We start from the raw sequence: 25,404 nt of genomic DNA on the forward strand, positions 1-25,404 counted from the left end.
ATGCAACCATCTGAAACACCAGACAATTCTGTCATTGTTTTATATCAACAAGCGTCTCGCCATATCGCTCAACAGCAATATGAAGAAGCGATTACAACTTGTCAAAACATCTTACAATTGCAACCTAATTTTGCGTTAGCTTACAGTACCATTGGGTTAGCAAAACAATTGCAAGGACAACTAGAGGAAGCTAAATCATACTATGAAAAAGCCTTAAAACTACAACCGAACTGGGTCGAAGTTCTAGGGAATTTAGGGACAGTTTATCTACAACAACAGCAATGGGAAAAAGCTTTAAAATTCTATGAAATTGCTTTACAGTTAAAACCGAATCAAGTCGGGATTTACCGAAATTTATATAGTGTTTTTAGCTACCTAAACCAACCCGAAAAAGCACTAGAATGTTGGTTTCAAGTATTAATTTTAGAACCTGAATCTATCCCCCTTCAATCTCATATTGATTTCGGCAAAAGTTTAATTTCTCAAAGCAAATGGGATCAAGCAATTTCTTTGTATTTAAAAACTTTAGAAATTTATCCTAATTCCCATCAAGCTTATTATTGGTTAGGAGAAGCTTTTTCTGGAAAACAACAATGGTTAGAAGCAATAAAAGCTTATCGTCAAGCTATTAAAATTGAGAATAATATTGATTGGTTTTATCCCAAATTAGGAAAAGCGTTATTAGAAACTCACCAATGGTATGAGGCTGTTATTGCCTATTATGAAGCGGCTAAATCTAATGCCTATTATCAAGAGCTATTAGATGAGATTATTCCTAAAATTATACAATCTCAAGAATTAATTCAAGCAAGTTTAATTTTTGAAGAACAGTTAAAGAAACGTCCTGAAGCGGATGAACTTTACCATATTTTAGGAAATATTTATAAAGTCAACAATAAGATTGTAGATGCAATTTTTTATTATACAAAAGCGATTCAGATTAATCCTAATCTTTCTCAATATTATGCAGATTTAGGAGATGTTTGGTTAAAACAAAAGCAATGGGAACAGGCTATTTATTGTTGTCTTGAAGCCTTAAAAATTAATCCTGATTTTATGAAACCTTACGATATAATTGCTGAGGTTTTGATGCAACAAGGATATGATGAAGAAGGTTTAGGCTGTTATAACGCTAGAGAAATACCCTCTGCAATTCTTCAAAAATATTGTCCCATTCCGACACACCAACTGACTTTATCCCAGATTGATTCTCAAATCAATTTTATACCTATTTATTCTGAATCTAATATTACTTTAACTCCGTCAAAAACAATTTCTCAATCTCAATTTTGTTTAATGTTTGATCACGCTACAACTCAAAAAGCATTTGTAGCCATTTTAGAGAATGCTAGAGCCTGGGGAGATTTAGCCACCAGTGCCATTATAACAGAAAATAATCAATTAGTTACGGATCTTTCAACGGGATGTGCTGAATTAGTTTTATCGTCGAATCAATTAGCACCAGTCTATCAAATTGAGGGAACAATTGCCTTTTTATCGGTGCGTTGGGGAGCAACCTATTTTCATTGGCTGTATGATGTTTTACCCGGTTTTCATTTAATTCAAGAAAGTGGGATTTCCTGGGATGATATTGATTATTTTGTGATTAATGCAGACTATCCAACTTATCAAAAAGAAACCTTAGTTAAGCTTGGTGTTCCCTTGTCTAAAATTATAGTGAGTATGACTCATCATCATATTCAAGCTCATAAAATTATTGTTCCTTCCCCGAATTTAATGTACAAAAATGTGATCACACCTGCATGGGTGTGTAACTTTTTGAGATCAGCTTTTCTTCCTTCCAATATTGGGAATATTACCCCTTATCGTCGAATTTATTTGAGTCGAGAAAAAGCAAGTTATCGTAATGTTATTAACCAAGATGAATTATTTCAATGTCTGAAACCATTAAACTTTGAAAGCGTGGTTTTAGAAACTTTAAGCTTTTCCGAACAAGTAGAATTAATGGCGACCGCATCCGTTGTAATAGCGCCCCATGGTGCTGGATTATCTAATATTGTATTTTGTCAACCTAGAACTAAAATTATTGAGCTATTTCACCCAGATTATGTTCCGATTTATTATCGATTGATTAGCAATCTTTGTCAGTTAGAACATTACTATTTAATTAGTGAAGTCATTGATAAAACAACAGAAAATTTAACTCATCTCGGACAACTCGATATGAAAATTAATCTGGATGAGTTCATGAAATTGTTAGAATTAGCTGAAATTAAAATAACTTAATTCCTGCTTCTAAAGGTTGAGAACGTTGTTGTATTGTTTGTTGTAAAACCCAAGTTGTTAAATTTTGCCATTCCGGTAAACTACAGAGTTGATTCACAGATAAAGGCTGTCCTAAACTATTAGAATAATGAACAAAGCTTTCTGTCCAGTTTGTTAAAGTTTCTACCGCTAAAAATGGGGTATATTGCCAAGCTTTTTGTAAATATTCTGCCATTTCTAGCGGGAAACCTGTATAATATAAATACCAAGAACTCCAAACTAAGGTACTATACCGCACCCAATTTTCAATTAACCGAATTTCTAAGGGAATATTGGGAAGATTAAAAAATTTATCCAAAACATAATTAATCGATTTTGCTTGAGAAATTCCATCCCGCATTGTGTTGCGGTCATGTTGACGATAACAAACCGTTGACTGACGTAACCAAGCGGATTCACAGCCTAATAATGCTAATCTTAAAATTAAATCTACATCCTCCCCATGAGCTAACCCCCTTTCAAACCCTGCAACTTTTAATAACCAGTCTCGACGAAACATTAAAGTTCCCATTGTTCCTAAAGGTTTCCAACGTAACCACATTTCTAAATTCAATTCAGGAACATAGTCCCAAGGTGTCGCATCCATTAGGGTTTCTCCCTGTTGGTTCACGCGCCGCCATCCACTTTGAACCAGTCCCAGGCGGGGTTGTGCTTCAAAAACGGCGAGTTGAGTTGTTAATTTATCAGGAAGAAAAGTATCGTCCCCATCGAGGAAAACAATAAACTCTCCTCGTGCTAAATTTAACCCATGATTTCGCGCGACAGAAACCCCTTGGTTTTGTTGATAAACATAGTGAATCTGTTGAGAATAGGGTTGTAACGCTTCCCGGGTGTTGTCCTGGGAACCATCATCCACGACAATAATTTCATAAGCAGAATAAGTTTGATTAAGAATACTTTCGATCGCTTGCCCAATATAGCGATCGCAGTTGTATGCTGGAATCACAATACTAATTTGGGGAGTTTCTAAGGAATTGGACATAGATTTAATCCAGAACTTGATTCAATGTTAAATGTTAGGGTTGATTTTTATCTTCTATAATACCTAAAACTGCTATTAATAATTCCTCTAACTTGAGTTAGTCTCTGGACAGAATTCTGGTTAACTTAAAAAAGTTCAGTGTTGGGCTTTAGCCTAAGAATCTAGGTACTTTAGCTTAACTAGAGAAGATTTATTAATATTCGTTGATTTGGGACTTGCTACTTATTGTTCTGTGATTATTTAATTTATAATGAAAAAAAATTCTATCTCTGTTCCCCAAAATCAAAAACTTCCTTGGTTTGAGCGGTTAATGGCTATTGTCGTTACCGTTAACTATGGATTAGTTTTATTTAACCTGACTTATACTGATTTGCGAGATTATTATTTTCGGTATATTCCGGTTCTAACCCAAATTTATGATCCCGTTAAAGGGATAGAACCTCATCAAGATACAGAAAAATATTTAGAGACTGTTGAGCAGTTAAAAGTTAGTGTAACTGAAACCAGTTTAAATTCTACTGAAACCGATGAAATTTTAGCACAATTACGCGCTCAAAGTGAGGGAATGATCAATGAAAATCCCTTTGCAATTGCTGAAAAAAGCGGAACTTTAGAACGCATTAAAAATCGAATGCGAGATCATGTCGAAAATCCTCAAAATTCCGCTAAACAATCTTTTAATACCTTTTGGAGTACATCTTATCTCAAACAACAAGGATATGATCAAGAAATTGACTGGTTTGAAAAAAATATTAGTCCTTTAATTGCCACAAACTATTATCGAACTCTCGGAGAAAATGGGGAATTCACTCGAACTTTTTGGAAAATTGATTTACCCTTTGTGATCATTTTCTTCCTCGAATTTTTAGCCAGAACCTATTTTATTAGCCGTCGTTATCCGAGAGTAACTTGGTTTGATGCGATGTTATGGCGGTGGTATGATGTCTTTTTGTTTTTACCCTTTTGGCGATTATTAAGAATAATTCCTGTAGCACTACGCTTAAATCAAGTCCATTTTATTAGTTTAGAATATATTCGGCTTCAAGTGACTCGCGGATTTGTGGCTGGAATAGCCAGGGAATTAACCGAAGCCGTTGTGGTTGAAGGTCTTGAACAAGTTCAACGGGAAATTGAGAAAGGAGATGTGGTTAAGCGATTTTTCACGAATCGCAATAAAAAATATTTAGATATTAATAATATTAATGAAATAGAGGCGATTGCTAATCATTTAATTAAAACAATTATTTATAATGTTATTCCTAAAATAGAACCCGATATTGAAGCATTATTGCGCTATAATATTGAACAAGTCATCCAACAATCCCCCGTTATTCAACAGTTTAAAAGTATACCGGGGTTACAACAAATTCCTGAACAAATTCAAGAAAGAATTATTGCTGAACTGTCTAAATTAGCAACAGAAGGGCCACAGGATGCCTATGAAACGGTGAAAAAAGCAATGGAAGATCCCGTTGGTACAAAATTAACCAATCAATTAGTTAAAAACTTTAGTCAGGTGTTAGGAGAAGAATTACAAAAAGAACAAGGCTTTGCCGAAATCCAAACCTTATTAATTGACTTTTTAGAAGAATTCAAAATTAACTATATTCAACAGGTGGATGAATCTAACTTTGAACAAGTTCTCGCCCAATTACACGAACAAAGACGATTAACACAAACCGATTAAATGTTGTCCTTGTCAACCGTTACCCATCAACCGACAAGACCCCTGACAATTGCCTTCACCGTAAGCTAAACTAGAAGAAGAGGCGAACCCTTTGGGTTCGTCTTTGGCTTCTGGGAGGACACTGTTTCACGCGCAGAGTGGGTGAAGCCCACTTTTTTCATGTCAGTGTAACGCCAGAACTTCTGTAGACTCTAATATTCCCGTCAACTATGGCTCATCCCCTGATCCCCGAAATTCTTGATATCGCCACCCCCATCGCCCAAACCTTGGGACTGGAAGTGGTGGGGGCTACCTTTTACACCAATCAGAAACCGCCTGTACTGCGTGTCGATATCCGCAACCCCAGTCAGGATACTGGATTGGATGATTGTGAACGGATGAGTCGGGCTTTGGAAGAACAGTTAGAGACGACGAATATTATTCCCGATGCGTATGTTTTGGAGATTTCCAGCCCAGGAATTTCACAATTTTTAACCAGCGATCGCGAATTTATTTCCTTCAAAGGATTTCCGATCATTGTCAAAACATCAGAACCCTACAAAGGTCAGACTCAACAACGGGGAAAACTCGTGCGTCGGGATGAAACAACTGTTTATCTCAGTCAAAAAGGGCGACAAATCGCAATTCCGCGCGAGTTAGTAACGGAAGTTTTACTAGACGAAAGTGGAGAGGAATAAAGGTTTTATAACGCTGGAAGTCAATAAATAGAAACTTTCCACTCTGTTCCCTGTTTCCTGTTATCAAACAATCAAAATTTGGAGGATAAAAACCCTATGTCAATGGTGAGTTTGCCCGGTTTGCAAGATATGATTAATAGTATTTCTCAGGAACGTAATTTACCTAAACAAGCGGTAGAAGAAGCGTTGCGAGAAGCCTTATTAAAAGGATATGAACGCTATCGTCGGACGATTGAAATTCAGACTCAATTTAGTGACGATTATTTTGATAATTTTGATGTAGAACTCGATGTCGATGAAGAAGGATTTCGCGTTTTAGCGAAGAATTTAATGATTGTTGAACAAGTCAGTAATCAAGATCACCAAATTGCCTTAAAAGATGTACGCGAAGTTGCTCCAGAAGCCCAGTTAGGGGATACGGTTACGTTAGATGTTACCCCGGATCAAGGGGAGTTTGGTCGCATGGCTGCCATTCAAACGAAACAGGTTTTAGCCCAAAAACTCCGAGATAAGCAGCGCAAATTGATTCAAGAAGAGTTTAAAGAACTTGAAGGCACCGTGCTCCAAGCTAAAGTGCTGCGGTTTGAACGACAATCGGTGATTATGGAAGTGGCCAGTGGTTTTGGTCGCATGGCTGTTGAAGCGGAACTCCCCAAACGCGAACAACTCCCCAATGATAATTATCGAGCCAATGCGACTTTCCGAGTTTATCTGAAAAAAGTCTGTCAAGGTTCCCAACGGGGGCCACAACTGTTAGTATCTAGGGCCGATGCCGGGTTAGTCGTTTATCTGTTTGCCAATGAAGTCCCTGAAATTGAGGATGAAGTGGTGCGAATTGTCGCCGTCGCGCGAGAAGCCAACCCCCCTTCCCGTCACGTTGGCCCTCGGACTAAAATAGCAGTAGATACTTTGGATCGAGATGTTGATCCGGTTGGTGCTTGTATCGGAGCGAGGGGTTCGCGGATTCAAGTTGTGGTGAATGAACTGCGGGGTGAGAAAATAGATGTGATTCGTTGGTCACCTGACCCGGCTACCTATATTGCCAATGCCTTGAGTCCGGCCAGAGTCGATGAAGTCCGTTTAGTTAATCCTGAAGAACGTCGAGCCCACATTCTGGTTCCCGAAGATCAATTGAGTTTGGCCATTGGGAAAGAAGGGCAAAATGTTCGTCTCGCAGCCCGATTAACAGGCTGGAAAATTGATATTAAGGATACTGCTAAATATGATGCAGCAGCCGAAGATCAAAAAATCGCCGAAGAACTCGAACGTCAAGCTTTAGCGGCAACGGATGAGGATTTTGACGAATTTGGGGAAGAGGAGTAGAGGGGACGGGGGGGACAGGGGGACAAGGGGACGGGGGGACAGGGGGACGGGGGGACAGGGGGACAGGGGGACAAGGGGACAAGAGGACGGGGGGACAGGGGGAGGGTGGGGAGTGAGTGATGCGGTAGGCTTCAGGTACATCTAACTCCTGATAACTGATAACTGATAACTGATAACTGTCAACTGTCAACGGTCAACCCATGAAAAATCAACGTCGTTGCGTTGCTTGTCGCCAGTTAGCAGGCAAAGAAACCTTCTGGCGATTTGTCCGGCTCTATCCATCCCATCAGGTACAATTAGATCAAGGAATGGGTCGTTCAGCCTACCTTTGCCCCAACCCTGATTGTTTAAGAGTGGCTCAGAAAAAAAATCGACTGGGACACGCACTCCGGGCTTCTGTGCCAGAGGAACTGTATCAAACCCTATGGCAACGTTTAGCAACGCCTGATTAAGAAGCACTCACCAGTCAAGGCGATTTTTCTGAATCAAATGCCGATTGAAGTTCATAACCGATGTTAGGAGGTGTCAAGTTCACATTGAGTCCCTAAACCTAACAGGCATCTTGCCTGTTCCACTTCCCCAGATAGAAGACTGGGATATCCAAGTTAAACCAGAATAGGATAAATTGGCTGATGTGTCCAATGCTCCTCCTTCACCCGAAGGTTTATATCTGCTAACTTGAGAAAGACAATTGTAAAGATTTGAGGGGTTCAAGTTCAACAAAAATTGAAATAACATTAAGAACTGTCACAGCAGACGAATCCTCTGCATCCTTGACACTTAAATAACAAGAGCAGATGATATCGTTATTTAAAATGTAGAGGTTACTGTTGTAAGAGTAAATCGAACTATGTAAACATCAAACAATGGGTTGGTACGAAGAGGGGTCAGTGGATGAACAACGCCAAAGTCAGAATTTACGAACTATCACGGGAACTTAATTTGGATAACAAGGACATCTTAGCGGTGTGCGAACGGCTGAATATTTCGGTTAAAAGCCACAGTAGCACGATTTCAGAATCTGATAAAGAACGCATTGAAAAGTATGTAGCAACTCACCCGAACCCAGGTCAGCTTGATGGGAAATCCGAGCGATCGCACCCCAATGGGAAATCATCAGCAACGGCACCGGGCGAGAAGAAAAAGCAAGAAATTTTAGAGATCCAGAAGCCGAGAATCCGGCCTAACTCCGATGTCTCAGCCGTTTATGGCTCGGCGGATTCCCCTGCATCAACGTCAGTTGCCACTCCACCTAAGTCACTTGTTTCTCCAAAAGCGCCTGTGAAACCCACGTTAAATCGACCAGTGTTATCGAAACCCAATGCTCCTGCTCAAGCGGGAACGGAATCTTCCGAAACAACGGCCAGTGAATATTCCCAAGCTGAACAGATTGGCATTCCCGCTCCGGCCGAAGAGAACACCAGCTTTGAAGAGGTTGACCTCGATTTGTCAGAACCCCCTCAATTGTCTCCTCCACCTGTCAGACCTGCATCTCCCGTTCCGGTTTCTTCTGTTCCTATCTCAGTTGTTACGACAGAGACAGCACCTATCGTTAAAAACAAGCCCGTTTTAAAAACGAATAAACCCGCACCTAAATCCGTTGAACCCAAATCTAAAACGGACGGGCCGGAAAGACCCACTCCAAAACCGCAACAAGCTCCATCCCTAGCTTCAGCAGAAACAAAAGAAAAAGACTCAGAAGCCAGAAAACCACCGCGCAAAGAGATCGGGACTCCCAGACCCAGCCGATCTGTCCCGGAATTACAACCTCCTCCTGCCCGTAAATCGGCGGTTCAAGCGATTGATGACGATGCAGAACCTTCCGAAAGCGCAGAAGAGGAACCCTTAATTGCCACAGATGATTTAATTAAACGGCCAAAACGGGCTGCTGTGACCTTAACTCGACCGAACCCCCCGCGAACAGGGAAACGAGGGCCAGAATGGGAGGAAGAGGAAGAAGAAGTTGTAGATACAGGTAAAGCCAAATCGGCTAAAGTCAAGTCTAAACGACGGGCTAAACCGTCTTTGGATGAAGATGATGATGATGAACTCAACGCATTATCTTTATCCAATGCTAATAACGCCATGATGAGTATATCTCTGGCCCGTCCACCGAAACCCAAAGCCGGCCCTGGACAAGGTAACGTGGCAGCAACAACGGCTAAACCGAAAAAACAAGCTCCTAGTCGGGGGGGAGGTTCTTCGGCTGCAAATATGCGGCGTACAGAAGCAAAACCGAAGGCAGAACGCCCTGAAAAAGTGATTGTACCAGGGCCAATGACGGTTCAAGAATTAGCAACCGCCTTAGCCTTACCTGAAACGGAAATTATTAAACGTCTCTTCTCCCAAGGGATTGCAGTTAATATTACAGAGACGCTGGACTATAACACAATTTTAGTAATTTGTCAAGAGCTAAACGTTCAAGTTGAAACGGAAGAACAAGTATCCGGTGCGATTAAACCCGACAATATTTTCAACGAAGAAGACCTAGAACATCTGCAACGCCGTCCTCCGGTGGTCACAATCATGGGTCACGTCGATCATGGGAAAACCACCCTCCTCGATGCGATTCGCGAAACCAAAGTGGCTCAAGGGGAAGCTGGAGGCATTACCCAACACATCGGTGCTTATCATGTCGATGTGGAACATGAAGGTAAAACTCAGCAAGTGGTCTTCCTGGATACTCCGGGTCACGAAGCCTTTACCGCGATGCGGGCCAGGGGTGCGCGTGTGACCGACGTGGCGATTTTGGTGGTGGCTGCCGATGATGGGGTTCAACCTCAAACCATTGAAGCCATTAGCCATGCTAAGGCGGCGGGAGTCCCGATGATCATTGCCATTAACAAAATTGATAAAGAAGGTGCCCAGCCGGATCGGGTGAAACAGGAGTTAACCGAATTTTCTCTGGTTCCTGAAGAATGGGGCGGTGACACCATTATGGTTCCCGTCAGTGCGATCAAAGGGGAAAATCTCGATACCTTGTTAGAGATGATTTTGTTAGTGGCTGAGGTTGAAGATCTGTATGCCAACCCCAACCGAGCCGCGAAAGGAACAATCATTGAAGCTCACCTGGACAAATCCCGTGGCCCTGTGGCAACCTTATTAGTCCAAAACGGAACTCTGCGCGTCGGAGATATCGTTGTTGCGGGTTCGGTGCTGGGTAAAGTCCGGGCGATGGTGGATGATCGAGGGGATCGCGTCGATGAAGCCAGTCCTTCCTTTGCGGTTGAAGTCTTAGGACTGCGGGATGTTCCAGCGGCGGGTGATGAATTCGATGTGTTTGAGAACGAGAAAGAAGCTTCGGCTTTGGCAACATCACGGGCTGAGACAAAACGACAAACCCGCTTAACCAAAGGTCGGATCAGTCTGAGTGAATTCTCGGCTCGTGCTCAAGAAGGTGAGTTGAAGGAACTAAACTTAATCCTGAAGGCAGACGTTCAAGGTTCGGTGGAAGCCATTGTCAATGCCTTGAAAAAACTGCCTCAGAAAGAAGTCGAACTGCAACTGCTCTTAGCCGCACCGGGTGAAATTACGGAAACGGATATTGACTTAGCCGCCGCCAGTGATGCCGTTTTACTCGGATTTAATACCACCTTGGCTCATGGTGCACGGCAAGCCGCTGATCGCGCTGGGGTGGATATCCGCGATTACAACATCATTTACAACCTCTTAGATGATGTTCAAGCAGCGATGGAAGGGTTATTAGAACCGGAACTGGTGGAAGAAGCTCTGGGTCAAGTGGAAGTTCGGGCAATTTTCCCGGTTGGACGCAGTACGGTAGCAGGTTGTTATGTGCTCTCCGGTAAAGTGATCCGTAACTGTAAAGTCCGAGTCCGTCGTAAAGGCGAAATCGTTCATGAAGGCGCTCTTGACTCCCTGAAACGGATGAAAGAAGATGCCAAGGAAGTCAATGCCGGTTATGAATGTGGCATTGCCTTGGATAACTTCAACGACTGGAACATGGGCGATATCATTGAAGCTTATCGGATGACCACGAAACGTCGTACCCTAACCTTATAATCTTTATCTCTCAGGGTTGAACAACCACCTTTTATTCCAGTAATAATCGGTGGTTGTTGCTTTTTTAAGCGTCTGCGGGATTGAGTGGGATCATCGCCCAGGTGGTGTAGGTTCCAATCGGACTCCACAAAACAAAAGGAAGCAGTAAAAAGGCTGCGGTCTGAGAAATGGGCCAAACACTAATCATCAACATTAACCCTAAAATAAAACCGGTTCCCCCTAAAATGGTTCCAACTCGTAAACTTTTCGTCTTACACATCACAGGGGTATAGGACAAAATGACTAATTCTACTAATAGATAAAACCCCATTAACACCCAAGTTTGAGGCGTTTGGGGTTCGGCTTCCCAAACTAAAATGGCTGACCAAGCCCCCCCAATAAAAACAATTGTCCAAATTAAAGGAATCGCTTTTTCAAAGGTTAACCAACCCGGACGAGTTAAACGATTAAACCATCGGATGTCATTAGGGGTCAAAAGGATATTACTGGCTAAGGCGACGAGAAAAGCTACTCCTCCAATTACCATCCAAGATTTAATCATAATTTTTGACCCTTTTAACCTTATTCTGATTATTTTATATTAGTTGGTTATGAGTGAAATCTCCCAAAAGCCTGAAAATTAAGCCCTATCCCTAAACAATTCTAGCCCATTGCATTAATTTTAAAAGAGAATCCAAATTGACCTTAATATTTTGAGATCCATCCGTAGGAGAACAATTGGCATTAGCTGCTTCAGAAAATAAACAGTAATAATCACAACCCACAATATTACTTAATTCCCAATAACAAGATAGCGTCCAATTTGGCATTAAAAACTCAATGACCTGAGTTCCTGGGGAACAAAAAACTAAATTGGTTAAAGCGGCTCCATGAGGAGAAATAATGACTTTAGTATTTGCCATATAATAGGCTTGTTGTCTAACTGATAAAGTTTCTAAACTCAAGGCGGTAAACCCAAATTGCTGTAAAAATAAGATTACTTCTGCTTCATTATCGACTTGACGATAGGATGCCTGACTTCGACTTAAATAAACTCTTTCTAAGGGCAATAATTCTAAGTTTTCTTGAGAATTGAGACATAAATTTTTCAAGAAATTACAAGCCCATTGAGGAGTTCTGGACGTTGCATGAGAATAGGAAGGAATTATAATTTTATCTGCTTTTAAAGCCGGATTTTGGGAACTTTCAATAATTTTTTCTGGGGGAACATTTAATAGTTGCAATGTCTCATATTCATAGTTGAATTGGCATCGATTCACAACAAAATAATCGACTTCTTCAATTAAAAAATGTCGTAATAATAAATCCAATCTAGCAATAATATCAAACATCCAGTGATAATAATTTTCACCCCATTTAACCGATAAAAATGCCACTGTTCCACCGATATTTCGTGACGCAATAAAATGAGGAGAATTAACTAATAAAGCTGCACTTCCGGTGGATAAATCTGTGATTAATTGATTCTCTGAATTGAGAACAGCACTGGTTAATGTATCCGCCCAAACTTGGCTTTGAGGAATACTATAAACAAAGGTTTCCGGGAAATGAATTGAGGTTAATTGAAAATGAGGGTTGAGACTTCCTTCGATTAATTTAGGGGGAGTAAGTTTGATATTACTAGGTAGATAAACTGGAATTTTAGTTGAATTTTTTTCTGTAGGAGTCGTAATAAAATAATCATCTGATAAATTAAATACTTTTTGAATTAAAGGAATTGGTAATTGATGATGAACCTCACAAAGAATAGCATCTAATGGTTGATTATTTTGTTTAAAAATAGTAGAAATACAATAATATGCTTCATGATAATCTGGCTGTAATTGTAATCCTTTAATTAAATAATCTAAAGCAAGATCCCATAGTTTCTGTTGACTTAAAATTTTACCAATGGCGATATAATACCCGCTTTGCGGATTTATATTTATGGCATTTTGGTAGGCTTGAATTGCATTTTCTAACTGATTCTGAGATAAAAAAACTTCTGCTAACTTTCCATAAAACCAATCTATATTTGGATTAAGCTGAATTGCTTGAGAATAAAATTGAATTGCATTTTCTTGTTGTTTTAATTTAAAGAAAGCATCTCCTAATTTAATATAAATCCAACAATTTATAGGCTCAAGGTCAATTGCTCTTTTATAATAATCAATGGATTTTTCTATCTGGTTTAAGTTAAAAAAAGCTTCCCCTAGACCAAAATAAGCCCAACAAAAATTAGGATTAAATTTAATAAATTGGCTATAGGCTGCGATCGCTTCTTCCCAGCGTTCTAATTTAATTAATACTTCTCCTAAACTATTGTAAGACCAAGGAAAATTAGGATTAATTTGAATAGATTTAGAATAAGCATTTATGGCATCTTCATAACGTTTTAACTGCATTAAAGCTTGACCTAATTTATAATAAATCTGGTCATTGTCAGGATTTAATTCAATGGCTTGATTATAGAAAGATAAAGCTAGTTCAGGGGTTCCCTGTTCTAAATAATGATTTGCAGAAATTAAATAAGATTCTGCTGTTTGTAAATCATTTCTGGTATTATTATCGTTAAAATAGCTCATTATTATTCAATAACCTTTGCCATTTTTAAAAGTTTAATAATATTATAAGGCTTAACTTTTATATTGTCAAAAATGGGAATAGAATTTAATTCGACCTCATCCACAGATTCACCGACACAACAGTAATATTCACAGCTAACTATATTGCAAAGTTGCCAATAATAAGAAGTCTCCCATTGAGGAAATAAAAATTCAATCACCTTTGTATTAGGACGACAAAAGATTAAATTAGTTAATCCTGACCCATGGGGTGCAATAATAATTTCTGCATTAGCAAAATAACCAACTTGTTCTTGAAAAGGTAAATGTTCTAAACACACTGTTTGAAAACCTAATGTTTCTAAAAAGGGTAAAAATTCCGACTCATTCATGACTTTTCGGCAGTTAGCATTTTCGCGGCTTATATAAATTCGCTGAGGATAATTATTTGTATTAATACCAGAAAAAAGAAATTTATTCCTAATAAAATTTACTGCCCATTTTGAGGATTTTAAATAACTCCACTGAACAAAAGATGGAACTAATAATACTGACCCTTTTACATGGGGATAGATACAGTTATCAATCACTTTATGTTCAGGAATATTTAACAGCTTTAGCATTTCTTTTTCATAAGGAGATTGGTGACGGTTAACGACAAACCAATCAATTTTATTAAAATCAAAATCAGCTTTCTCTAATAAATGCAAACGGGCTATAATATCAAACATCCAATGGTAATAAATTAATCCGAATTGCGCTGATAAAAAAGCTACATTTCCTTCTAATTCTAAAGGCTCTGGTAATTGATCACGACTAATTACTAACTCACTACAACCTGTTGATAAATCCTTAATTAATTGGTGTTCTGAAGTCATGACAGCAGATGTTAAAGCATCTCCCCATACTCGTCCATTAGGGATCACTGCAACAAACGCTTCTGGGGATAGCATAGAGTTAGGAAACAACCTAAAATTAGGTTCACCCAATATTCCGTTTGGAGGATTAAAAATTACCAAACTTTGAGGATAAATCGATATTTTTTGAGCCAGAGGATAATCCTGAATATTTATTAGTAAATCAGGGGATAAATTCAAGTGTTTTTTAAGTACATCAAAAGGGATGATTTGCAAATATTTACATCCATCTCCATCTAACGTTCGACCCATTTTTTCTAAAATTAAACCCAATTTAACATAACTATCAAAATCGTCTGAGTGTCGTTTTAACCATTGCAATAAATAAGAAATTGCTTCTTCCCAATTTCCTAAATTAGAATGCACTTCTACTAAGTTTGAATTTAAGTCAGGATAATCAGGATTAATGTTTAGACAATTACTAAAAGCAATGTACGCTTCTTCCCATTGTTTCAATTCTTTTAAAACTATTCCTAAATTAAAATAAGCTGCTGCAATATTAGGATTAATAGCAATAAAATGACGATAAGTAGAAACTGCTTTTTTTTCCTGTTTAACCGATTGGTAAGCTTCCCCTAAACCATAATACGACCAGCTAAAATCAGGATTTAATTCTATGGCTTTTTGATAGGCTAAAATTGCTTCTTCAAAGCGTTGTAGCTTACTTAAATTGTCTCCTAAACCATAATACGACCAGCTAAAATCAGGATTTAATTCTATGGCTTTTTGATAGGCTAAAATTGCTTCTTCAAAGCGTTGTAGCTTACTTAAATTGTCTCCTAAACCTTGATACGACCAGCTAAAATCAGGATTTAATTCTATGGCCTTTTGATAGGCTAAAATTGCTTCTTTAAAATGTTCTTTTTGACTTAAAGCCAACCCTAATTGACAGTAAGGATGATAAAAGGTAGGATTAAATTGAATGGCGTAACGATAGCAAACAATTGCTTGATCAATTTTGTCATTGTCTAAAAATTTATTTCCTAAATTAAACTGGTCTTCCGGTTTAATTTTATCAGGTTCTCTAATTAAAATTTGATATTGACATTCGTTGGCGAGTTCCGTTTGATTGGTTGTCGTAAAAATATTGGCTAAATCTCTATAAAATCTTGTATTATTAGGATTAATTTTTATTGCCATTTGATAATAATCTGTAGCAGATTTCCACTTTTGCTTCTCAGCATAAATTATACCTAGATTGGCATATATTTCTGCTTGATTAGGTTGTAATACTAAAACTTGTTGATAATAATTTTCAGCTTGCTGATAGTTCCCTTTTAACTGCATTACAATTCCCATTAATCGATAAGCGTCGCCCAAATTTTCATTGTTTTTTAAAGCAATTTTACAAATATTAATTGCTTCATCTAATTGGCCTTGTTTAATATGAATTTCAGCTTTTTTGATAATTTCTGATTGGGTCATAATTATACAATAAAAAATTAAGTTTAAATAGGTTCTTCTCTAAATTTAGCTACACAGATTACAACATAAATTTAATCTAATTCCAGTTCAACTGCATTCCCAGAAACTCCTCTAACTGCTGATTATAAGGTTGAAAATAATTCTGGAGTAAGGCGCGTGTTGATTGGGAAATGGGGGAATAAGGTCTGGTATTATATTGAGGATATTTTTGTAAATGATATTCCGGTAAACCCAAAAATCGAAGAACTTGTGTTGTTCCCTGATCAGGATTTGCATAAAAGTCTTCACTTTTTAAAATCAAAAATTGTTCTTTGGGAAAAATTTCCATCCATTTTTTTAAGAAATGAATATATAATCCTTTGGCAAGATATCCTTGAAATTGATATAGGGTGAGTTGTGTCCAAAAATCAAGCGTTTGATCCTGCAATTGTTCTATCTCCTGTTGAACTACCTCTTCAAAAGAACGGTGTTCCCATTTTAAACTAACCCAATGATAATAGTGTGAAATAGCTCGATTAATCGGATTTCTTAACAGAAGAATTAATTTTACTTTTGGGAAAAATTGTACTAAATATTTAGCGACTTCTGGAGAATTAAAGTTAATGGGGGTTGCTTCTCCGACTAAACAGTGATAGTTTGGGGGAATGGGAGGAAAATGAGAAAAATACCATTCTAAACCTCGATGAACTTGATTTGACCAAAACGGCATTTCTTTAATCATGGATGAAATCACGTTTGGATGTTCCGATAGATAATAGTTTAAAGAAGTTGTTCCCCCTTTTTGGCTTCCAATGATTAAAAAATCAAGATGATTAACGGGTTGTAAAGTATCTGTAATAGGTTGCCATTCGGGACGAAATTGCGGAATGATTTTTTGACCTGCAATAGAATTATATTCTATAGCTGTTGATAAATCCCCTTTTTGGGTTAATAATACGGCTAAATTTAAGTAAAGAATGCAGGATTCTGGATTTTTTGCAATCGCTTGATGGTAAATATCAATGGCTGTATCGAGAGAATTATTTTGATCAATTAACTCTACAATAGTTTGATAATTCCATAGAAAAAGATCGGGTTTAAGTTCTAAAAATTTAAGATAGGCATTAACGGATTTACTTCTTTGCTGCTGACGAGATAAAGCCATCCCTAAATTGTAATAAGATTCGGGATCATTAGGGTTTTCTTGAATAGCCAAACGACATTCATTCGCTACTCTTTCTAAAGCTGTTTTTTGCTCTAAAATGGCTTCTAACTGTTGAGCAAGCTCTAAATGATCAGGTTGGAGATATAAAGCAATTCGATAAAAAATAATAGCACCATCCTCATAATTATTTTCAGCTAAATATTTTGCTACTTTTACATAAAGCTCAAAATCAGTCGGTAAAAAATGCAGCCATTGAGATAAATCAGAAGGTTCATTTACTTTTGAATAATAGTCATCAATAACTGCATCTGATCCCGCTTGAATTTGGTCTTGAATAACTTCTCCAATTCGATTTAAACTTGCTAATAAATCGGGATTTTGTTTCCAAGCGTTGAAATAAGCAAAAACCGCTTTTTGTTGGTTTTGTTGTTGATATAGAGCTTCCCCTAAATAATAATAAGACCAACAAAACTCTGGATTGAGTTCAATCGCTTTAGAATAAGCTAAAATCGCTTGATCCCATTGTGTTTGTTGAAGTAAAGCCATTCCTAAGTTATGATAAGACCAAGAAAAATTTGGGTTGAGTTCAATAGCTTGATGGTAAACAACAATAGCTTCCCCCCATTTACTTTGTTTAGAAAAAATATCTCCGAGTTGATGATAAGCCCAAGAAAAGTTGGGATCGAGTTCGATAGTTTTTTGGTAAAGTGCGATCGCATCTTCCCAGTTTTCTTGTTGGTGATAGATTTCAGCTTGTTGATATAAATCTGATACAGAAATTTCTGAGTTGACAGTGGAGTAACAATCAAACATGATTCAATATAAAAGGGATTAAATTTAATCTTTTGTTAATCGGTACACGATATAAAACATCAAACCAGCAATTGTGGGAATCGCCAGCAAATAGATCAATAAAACTTGAGAAATCCCACTAGCTACATATAATAAAGCACCGTAGGGCCCAAATACAAAGATTAAGAATAAAATCAGTTTAATTGGAGTCCATTTAACGGGTTTGAACGTTTGAATAGATTTTCCCTTGCTATAATCAGGTAATTTACCTTTTGACATATTTCTTCCTCTTTTTAATTAGAATTTTTGTCAATGCAGGTTTAGCACGAACTTTGGATTTACCCATCTTTTCCTAAACTCGTCGCTTAGTTTTTAAAGAGTTGGTTTCTGAACACATTTTACCTATAATCATAATATATTGATTTCAAACCCCTTTATGTCAATCCAAGAATCCGCACCCAGAGTTAGCGTTATTATTCCGGTTTACAATGGCGATCGCTACATAAGTCAAGCTATTGACAGTGTATTGAGTCAAACCTACTCCAGCTATGAGATTATTATCGTTGATGATGGTTCAACAGATAATACAGATAAAATTATACAACATTATATCGATAAATGTCAGAATCAATCTCTAATTCGTTACATTTTTCAACCTAATCAAGGAGTTGCAGCCGCTAGAAATCGAGGAATTCAGGAAGCTAGAGGAGAATTTATTGCATTACTGGATCAAGATGATATGTTTTGGCCAGAAAAATTAGCCCATCAAGTTGCTTGTTTTCAGGCTAACCCTGATGTAGAAATTGTTAATAGTGGTTGGCGTTTAATCGATGAAAATAATAATAGAATTTCTGATATTGAACCTTGGCATAATTTACCGAATTTAACCTTAGAAACTTGGGTAACTAGAACCCCCATTTTACCCAGCGCATTGATGTTTAGGCGAGAAGCTTGGCAGCAAATAGGGGGATTTGATTCTCGGTTTAACGGTGTGGATGACGTTGATTTTATTTGGCGTTTAGCATTGCGTGAATATTCAGCGATTTGGTTGCCAGAAATTACCGTGAATTATCGACAACATCAAGAAACTGTTTCTAATACAAAAGCTAAAGAACGAGCCAATTTAATGATAGCTGTTCAAGATCAATTTTTTGGTCAGCCTAATTTACCGGATGAAATTCGTCAACTTGAAAAACTAACTCGATATGAATCTTTGACTTGGATGGCATGGCATTTATATCATACCCATCATCCTCAGCAAATGGCTGAATTTCTCCAAAAATCTTTACCCTATACTCCTTATACCGTAGCTATTACAATTTCTGATTGGGTACATCGGTTCATGGGTTATTGTCTTGCTTATGGTTATGAACTGGAACTCGAAAATTTCTATAATTTACAAGATTGGAAACAATTAATTTCTAAAATAATTCCTCAAACTAAACCTAGGGTTAGTGTCATTATTCCGACGTATAACTGTGATCAATATATTGAACAATGTGTTAAGAGTGTTCTTGAACAAACTTATACAAATTATGAAGTCATTGTTATTGATGATGGATCTCAGGATAAAACTCAACAAATTTTAAAACCTTTTTTACCTGTAATTAAATATATCTATCAAAACAATCAAGGAGCAGCAAAAGCTAGAAATCATGGCTGTAAAATTGCTCAAGGAGAATTTTTAGCTTTTTTAGATGGAGATGACTTTTTCTTACCTCAAAAATTAGCGGAACAGGTTGCTACTTTTGATAATGATCCTACTATTGATTTAGTTCAAAGTGGCTGGTGTATTGTTAATCAGAAAGGCATCGGAGTGAGTGTCATTACGCCTTGGGGAAACGCACCGGAATTAAATTTAGAAACTTGGGTTTTACATAAGTGTGTGCGTCCGAGTGCTATGATTTTGCGGCGAGAATGGTGGGAAAAAGTTGGAGGATTTGATCATCGTTATCCTCCTACAGAAGACTTGGATTTTGTTTTACGCATTTCTTTAATGGGATGTAAAACCGTTTGGTTTAAAGAAATTCATGCCTGTTATCGTCAACATGATCATAACTTAATGTCAGGAGGATTAAAAGTTATTGAAAATACTGAAATTGTTATGAATCAATTTTTTAATCATCCAAATCTTCCTGATCAAATTCGTAAATTACATCGAAAAGAAAGTTATGAGCGCTGGGTCTGGTTAGCTTGGCGAATGTATCGAGATGGTTATCCTGATTTAATGATATATTGTTTAGAAAACTCTATAAAATATACTTTTTCTCCTCTAACTGAAACCATCTCTCAATGGCTTGATGCGTTTCAAAATATTGCAGCAGACTATGGAGAAAAAATCGATACTTATGCTTTAATTAAATCTCAGGAATGGCAATCCGTTTTAAATAAAATTATGAATCCAAAACTCAGCACCGAATCTAAACCTCAATTAACACCCGCCACTAATAAACCTCATATTATGTTAATGAATACTGATGATCCCGGTATTGGAGGTTTAGCACAATATGATCATTTGATTTTATGTGAATTAGCTAAATTAGGCTATCGGGTAACAGCCGTTAGACCCCAACATTATAACCCCTTAGTTGAGGAAGAAAAAGAGTTAGGAATTCAGCAATATTGGTTAGACTATAGTACCAGTAAAGATTTACCGAGAATTCTCAGAAATACCCAAGATGCAGAAACTCTTTATCAGGAAATAAAGCCCGATTTTATTATTTTTAGTGATGGCTGGCCTTACTCCCATTTTGCCGCTAAACAAGTGGCAATTCAACAGAATATTCCCTATATGATGGCGATAGGATTAGCTATGCCAGAACACATTGATTTTACTATGGGAGATAATGTTCCCTATGCCAAAGGAGTCTTATATCAATATGGATTAGCTCGGACTTTTAATACCGCAGCCTATGAACATCTTAACATTTTACAAGAGAAATTTGGCTTACCTAAAGATAAAGGAAATGTGGTGTATTATGGGCGATCAGAAAAATATTTTGCTCCTCCTAATTTAGCAAATCGTCAACGGTTGCGCCAAGAAATAGGGATTCCTGAAGATGGGATTATGTGTTTAACAACGGCAAGGTTAGCACCCATTAAAGGACATCGGTTTCAATTAGAAGCGATCGCTCAATTAAAACATACCAAAATCTGGGAAAAATTATACTTTGTCTGGGCAGGAACAGGAGAAGGAAGTGATCACAATTTAGAACCGGAATTAAAAGAAAAAGTTGAGCATTTAGGTGTTAGCGATCGCGTGATATTCTTAGGACAACGGTGGGATATTCCTGACTGGTTAGATGCCTGTGATATCTTTGTATTAACCTCCTTAGCCGAAGCCGCTCCTTCCTTTGCAATTATGGAAGCAATGGCAAAAGGATTACCCATTATTGCCTCGGCTGCGGGGGGTATTCCCGAAGGATTAGGAGAGACCGGGAAACTGTTAACTAATCCTAATATTGATCCTCAAAAAACGGTAACTGATCTTGTTCAAGCCCTGCAAGAATTAGCTGTTAATCCTCTATTATTATCTAAAATGGGTGTAGCATCTAAACAACGGGCGGAAGAACTGTTTAAAGAAGACCGGATGTTAAAACAAACCCTAACTATTATTAAACAAGCCCTAGAAGCAGAATTTGATTCTGACTTTGCCAATCAACCCCAAATTAAAACAGGAATTAAACAATTAAATCAACAGTTAAATTATGCTTCCTGTCTGTGGAATGCTTGGTTTGCCTATACCCAAAATAATCAAACCGATATGTTAAAATACCTGCAAGCATCCTTAAAGGTTTCAACCTCGGAATTTATTACCGAAACCCTATTAGATTGGGTCGAGGATTTTTTCAGACTCTCAACCTATAAAAATCAACCCTTAAACACCTTAACCCTAACCCAATCTTCTCAATGGAAATACCTGATGGAAACCCTCCTCGGTATTCGTTCTTAGTTAGCCATCCTATCCCTTCCTGAAAAAATGTTATATTAAGATGAAAACCCCATACATAAATCCACTTTAAGCTATGTCAAATCCTACTCAAATCCTATTAGATATTCCAGAAATTGAACTGCCTCCTACCCAAGATCAACTCCCCTGTGATGATGGAATTCCGATGGAAACAGCACGCCATAAACTGCAAATGGACTTATTAATAGAACCCCTTAGTCATGCTTTACAAGATCAAGATATTTATATTGGGGGGAATATGTTTGTTTACTATAGTCTCGCCCAAGTTCGCAATCAAGACTTTCGAGGGCCAGATGTTTTTATTGTTTTAGATGTTCCTCGTAAAGAACGAAAAAGCTGGGTGATTTGGGAAGAAGGAAAAGGGCCAGATATAGTCATTGAACTACTTTCTGAAAGTACCGCACAACGGGATAAAAACGAGAAAAAATTAATTTATCAAAATCAAATGCGAGTCACCGAATATTTTTGGTATGATCCATTTAATCCCCAAGATTGGCAAGGATTTCGTTTAGACGGAGGTGATTATCAACCCCTAGAACTAGATACTAAAGGACAGTTAGAAAGCCAGAAATTAGGCTTGAAATTAGTTCGCTGGTCAGGAATATTTTATAATATTAATACTGTTTGGTTACGCTGGGCAACCTTAGAAGGGGAACTATTGCCTAATAGTCAAGAACGAGAAAAAACAGCCCAAGAAAATGCAGAAACTGAACGTCAACGGGCAGAAACTGAACGCCAACGGGCAGAAACTGAACGCCAACGGGCAGACAAAGCAGAACAAAAAGCTAATCGTTTAGTCGAATTACTACGGGCTGCGGGGATTGATCCTGATCAAATTGAATGATTAAATTTTATAGTTTTAATAGGTAAGATACCTGTTCCACTCATCTTATTGATCACAGAGAAATAGTCAAGTTCAAAATCCTCATTTATTAAGATTTATGGGGATCAAACTATACACCTAAAATAGTAGATTAGTTATGAAAAAAGCATTAATTTGTGGCGTATCGGGACAAGATGGTGCTTATTTAGCGGATCTTTTATTAAAAAAAGGTTATTCCGTTTGTGGCACATCACGGGATGCTCAAATGTCTTCCTTTAGAAATTTATCTTCTCTAGGAATTCGAGAAAAAATTAAATTAGAGTCCATGAGTCTGACGGATTTTAGAAGTGTATTACAAATCCTGACCAAAATTCAACCGGATGAAGTCTATAATTTAGCAGGTCAAAGTTCAGTCGGGTTATCCTTTGAACAACCTGTAGAAACGTTAGAAAGTATGGCAATTGGAACTTTAAATTTATTAGAGGCGATTCGATTTACCAAAGCCAAAATTAAACTTTATAACGCCAGTTCTAGTGAATGTTTTGGAGATACTAAAGGACTTCCTGCTGATGAAAATACTCCTTTTCGTCCCCGAAGTCCTTATGCTGTTGCCAAAGCTACCGCTTTTTGGGAAGTTGCAAACTATCGAGAAGCTTATGGTTTATTTGCCTGTTCGGGTATTTTATTTAACCATGAATCACCCCTGCGTCCTGAACGATTTGTTACCCAAAAAATTATTAAAGCAGCGATTGATATTGCAGCCGGAAAACAACAGAAACTGTATTTAGGGGATATTTCTATTCAACGAGATTGGGGTTGGGCACCGGAATATGTAGAAGCCATGTATTTAATGTTGCAACAGCAAGAACCCGATGATTATGTGATTGCAACCGGGGAAACTTATTCATTAGAAAAATTTGTCGAAGTGGCGTTTAGTTGTGTGGGGTTAAATTGGCAAAATTATGTAGAATCTGATAGTAATTTATTACGACCTACGGATATTGCGGTGGGTCGAGGAAATCCCACTAAGGCAGAACAGAAGTTGGGATGGAAAGCACAATATAAAATGCCAGATGTTGTTAGAATGATGGTAGTAAGCCATTCAGGGCTTCCCTATTAATCCAAAACAATTAAAACAATAAAATTATGCCTAATTATACACCCTTAAAAACGACAATTCTTCCATTAGAAAATGGCGATCGCTTAACTCGTCCAGAATTTGAACGGCGTTACCAAGCTATGCCAAATCATCAAAAAGCAGAATTAATTGAAGGAGTAGTTTATATGGCTTCCCCATTACGTTTTCGTAGTCATGGAGAACCCCATGCTCAAATTAATACCTGGTTAGGGGTTTATTATGCAGCAACTCCTGGGGTTTTAGCCGCCGATAATACAACTGTCCGACTCGATGGAGAAAACGAACCCCAACCCGATGCTATTTTATTGATTGATCCCAATTTAGGAGGACAATGCCATATTAGTGAGGATGATTATCTTGAAGGATCTCCAGAATTAATTGTGGAAATTGCAGCTAGTAGTGTGGCTTATGATCTTTATGATAAAAAAAGAGCTTATCAACGCAATGGTGTAAAAGAATATTTAGTATGGCAGGTTTATGAACGCCAAATTTGTTGGTGGAAACTTCAGGAAGGAGAATATATGCCTTTAGAACCTGATCAGGAGGGGGTGATTAAAAGTCAAGTATTTCCTGGTTTATGGTTGGAGATCCGATCGCTTTTAGAAGGGAATTTGGCTGAGGTATTAAAAAAATTACAGGAAGGAATAGAAAGTGTTGAGCATCAAGAATTTATCCGTCAATTGTGTTAAAATAGTTGATTTTAAACCCATCTATTATGAGCAAAACTCCTTTTAATACAGCTAAATTAGATGAAATTTTATCAAATAAGCGTTTTAGACTAGAAAAAGAACGACAATTTTTGTTAAATAAAACGTTAGAATGGTTAGAAGAATTTGGAGCTAAATATGGAATTGAACAAGCTTATATTTTTGGTTCTGTAACTGAGTCTAACCGATTTCATGATCAATCAGATATTGATGTTGCTGTCGAACAGATTAATCCTGAATACTTTTTTTCAGCAATTAGTTTTCTCTCAGAACATTTAGCAAGGGATGTAGATATTATTCGGCTTAATCAATGTCATTTTGCCAACCGCATTCGTCAACAAGGAATCCTATGGATAAAAATACCTTAGTTCTTCTTACGGTTGATTTACAAGCTCAAAAGCTGTAACGGTTGTAGGGGCGGGTTCGAGACAATTTTGAGGATTCACCAATAATCTCCCTAAACCCGCCCCATTTTTCAAGGGTTCGAGACTTAATCGGGCAGTTGACGAGGGTTAGGGTAAAAAATCTGAATCCAACAATTGATCAGCTTTAAAAGGACAATATTCAGGAAATATTGCAGCCGGAAGATCGGTTTTTTTAATCACTTGCTTTCGGGCTTTGGGATAAATTTCTTCCATCTCCTGTAAAAAATAATTATACAAAGTTTTAGACTTTAATAATAATTCCAATTCAAAGCGAAAATTATCAATTTCAGTTTGCCAACCTTTACCACAACGCTCTCGTTCTGATTCCCAATATTGGTAAAGTAATAAATGAATTAGTAATTGTCTCAAATAACTAGAAACCTTACGTTTTTGTTCATTCCCCAAAGCCAATACTTCCTCCATTAAATGTATTAAATCCAGTCCATTTATATCTTTTTTTTCTAACTTTTGATAAGTGTCTTGTAACCAGAGATAATAATCCTGTTCATAAAGACTAGAATTCTCAATATTATTCATTAAATCAC

Annotated in this window: 18 protein-coding genes; 11 read left to right on the forward strand and 7 right to left on the reverse strand. The window is 37.6% G+C overall.

Annotated elements, in window-relative coordinates:
- Positions 1-2,247: a tetratricopeptide repeat protein gene (locus tag NMK36_RS11930; protein WP_254173786.1), complete on the forward strand. Its 2,247-nt coding sequence runs from the start codon at positions 1-3 to the stop codon at positions 2,245-2,247.
- Here the strand turns inward: NMK36_RS11930 and NMK36_RS11935 are convergent.
- Positions 2,234-3,268, reverse strand: a complete 1,035-nt coding sequence (locus tag NMK36_RS11935; RefSeq protein ID WP_254173787.1) for a glycosyltransferase family 2 protein — start codon at positions 3,266-3,268, stop codon at positions 2,234-2,236. The genes NMK36_RS11930 and NMK36_RS11935 overlap by 14 nt on opposite strands.
- A gap of 250 nt (positions 3,269-3,518) precedes the next feature.
- Here NMK36_RS11935 and NMK36_RS11940 point away from each other — a divergent pair, with 250 nt between their 5' ends.
- From NMK36_RS11940 to infB, 5 genes are all read left to right on the forward strand, one after another.
- A complete protein-coding gene (locus NMK36_RS11940) occupies positions 3,519-4,955 on the forward strand; it encodes a hypothetical protein (RefSeq protein WP_245824356.1) in 1,437 nt (478 codons plus the stop codon).
- A 209-nt stretch (positions 4,956-5,164) separates the two neighbouring features.
- Complete coding sequence (gene rimP / locus NMK36_RS11945) at positions 5,165-5,632, forward strand: ribosome maturation factor RimP (RefSeq protein WP_072721599.1); 468 nt, start codon at positions 5,165-5,167, stop codon at positions 5,630-5,632.
- A 96-nt stretch (positions 5,633-5,728) separates the two neighbouring features.
- The gene (gene nusA / locus NMK36_RS11950) at positions 5,729-6,955 is read left to right on the forward strand and encodes a transcription termination factor NusA (protein WP_190521364.1); all 1,227 of its coding nucleotides are present in this window, start codon (positions 5,729-5,731) and stop codon (positions 6,953-6,955) included.
- Positions 6,956-7,155: 200 nt separating this feature from the next.
- A complete protein-coding gene (locus NMK36_RS11955) occupies positions 7,156-7,407 on the forward strand; it encodes a YlxR family protein (protein ID WP_072721595.1) in 252 nt (83 codons plus the stop codon).
- A gap of 442 nt (positions 7,408-7,849) precedes the next feature.
- Entirely contained in the window at positions 7,850-10,975 is a 3,126-nt protein-coding gene (gene infB / locus NMK36_RS11960; protein ID WP_072721593.1) for a translation initiation factor IF-2, read from the forward strand.
- A 64-nt stretch (positions 10,976-11,039) separates the two neighbouring features.
- On the opposite strand, the gene NMK36_RS11965 is transcribed toward infB, so the two are convergent.
- From NMK36_RS11965 to NMK36_RS11985, 5 genes are all read right to left on the reverse strand, one after another.
- On the reverse strand, positions 11,040-11,516 hold the full coding sequence (locus NMK36_RS11965; RefSeq protein WP_072721591.1) for a TspO/MBR family protein: 477 nt from the start codon (positions 11,514-11,516) through the stop codon (positions 11,040-11,042).
- Positions 11,517-11,607: 91 nt separating this feature from the next.
- On the reverse strand, positions 11,608-13,539 hold the full coding sequence (locus NMK36_RS11970; RefSeq protein ID WP_254173788.1) for a tetratricopeptide repeat protein: 1,932 nt from the start codon (positions 13,537-13,539) through the stop codon (positions 11,608-11,610).
- A gap of 2 nt (positions 13,540-13,541) precedes the next feature.
- Positions 13,542-15,860 carry a tetratricopeptide repeat protein gene (locus NMK36_RS11975; RefSeq protein WP_254173789.1) on the reverse strand — a complete coding sequence of 773 codons (2,319 nt, stop codon included), beginning with the start codon at positions 15,858-15,860 and terminating at the stop codon, positions 13,542-13,544.
- Between the two features lie 76 nt (positions 15,861-15,936).
- On the reverse strand, positions 15,937-17,817 hold the full coding sequence (locus NMK36_RS11980) for a tetratricopeptide repeat protein (RefSeq protein WP_254173790.1): 1,881 nt from the start codon (positions 17,815-17,817) through the stop codon (positions 15,937-15,939).
- Positions 17,818-17,841: 24 nt separating this feature from the next.
- Entirely contained in the window at positions 17,842-18,075 is a 234-nt protein-coding gene (locus NMK36_RS11985; RefSeq protein WP_254173791.1) for a hypothetical protein, read from the reverse strand.
- Between the two features lie 157 nt (positions 18,076-18,232).
- Between NMK36_RS11985 and NMK36_RS11990 the strand changes: the two genes are divergently transcribed.
- The 5 genes from NMK36_RS11990 (at position 18,233) to NMK36_RS12010 (ending at position 24,802) form a co-directional block, all read left to right on the forward strand.
- Positions 18,233-21,748 (forward strand): glycosyltransferase, encoded by a 3,516-nt coding sequence (locus NMK36_RS11990; RefSeq protein ID WP_254173792.1) that lies wholly within the window; start codon positions 18,233-18,235, stop codon positions 21,746-21,748.
- A gap of 73 nt (positions 21,749-21,821) precedes the next feature.
- Positions 21,822-22,610 carry a Uma2 family endonuclease gene (locus NMK36_RS11995; RefSeq protein ID WP_254173793.1) on the forward strand — a complete coding sequence of 263 codons (789 nt, stop codon included), beginning with the start codon at positions 21,822-21,824 and terminating at the stop codon, positions 22,608-22,610.
- Positions 22,611-22,746: 136 nt separating this feature from the next.
- Positions 22,747-23,709, forward strand: a complete 963-nt coding sequence (locus tag NMK36_RS12000) for a GDP-mannose 4,6-dehydratase (RefSeq protein WP_254173794.1) — start codon at positions 22,747-22,749, stop codon at positions 23,707-23,709.
- 26 nt (positions 23,710-23,735) lie between these two features.
- Positions 23,736-24,416 carry a Uma2 family endonuclease gene (locus tag NMK36_RS12005; RefSeq protein WP_254173795.1) on the forward strand — a complete coding sequence of 227 codons (681 nt, stop codon included), beginning with the start codon at positions 23,736-23,738 and terminating at the stop codon, positions 24,414-24,416.
- 26 nt (positions 24,417-24,442) lie between these two features.
- Positions 24,443-24,802: a nucleotidyltransferase family protein gene (locus NMK36_RS12010; RefSeq protein WP_254173796.1), complete on the forward strand. Its 360-nt coding sequence runs from the start codon at positions 24,443-24,445 to the stop codon at positions 24,800-24,802.
- Between the two features lie 144 nt (positions 24,803-24,946).
- Here NMK36_RS12010 and NMK36_RS12015 read toward each other — a convergent pair whose 3' ends face one another.
- On the reverse strand, positions 24,947-25,396 hold the full coding sequence (locus NMK36_RS12015; RefSeq protein WP_254173797.1) for a DUF29 domain-containing protein: 450 nt from the start codon (positions 25,394-25,396) through the stop codon (positions 24,947-24,949).
- Positions 25,397-25,404 lie beyond the last annotated feature (8 nt).

Origin of the sequence: Planktothrix pseudagardhii (genome assembly GCF_904830925.1) — a bacterium.
Taxonomy (GTDB): domain Bacteria; phylum Cyanobacteriota; class Cyanobacteriia; order Cyanobacteriales; family Microcoleaceae; genus Planktothrix; species Planktothrix tepida.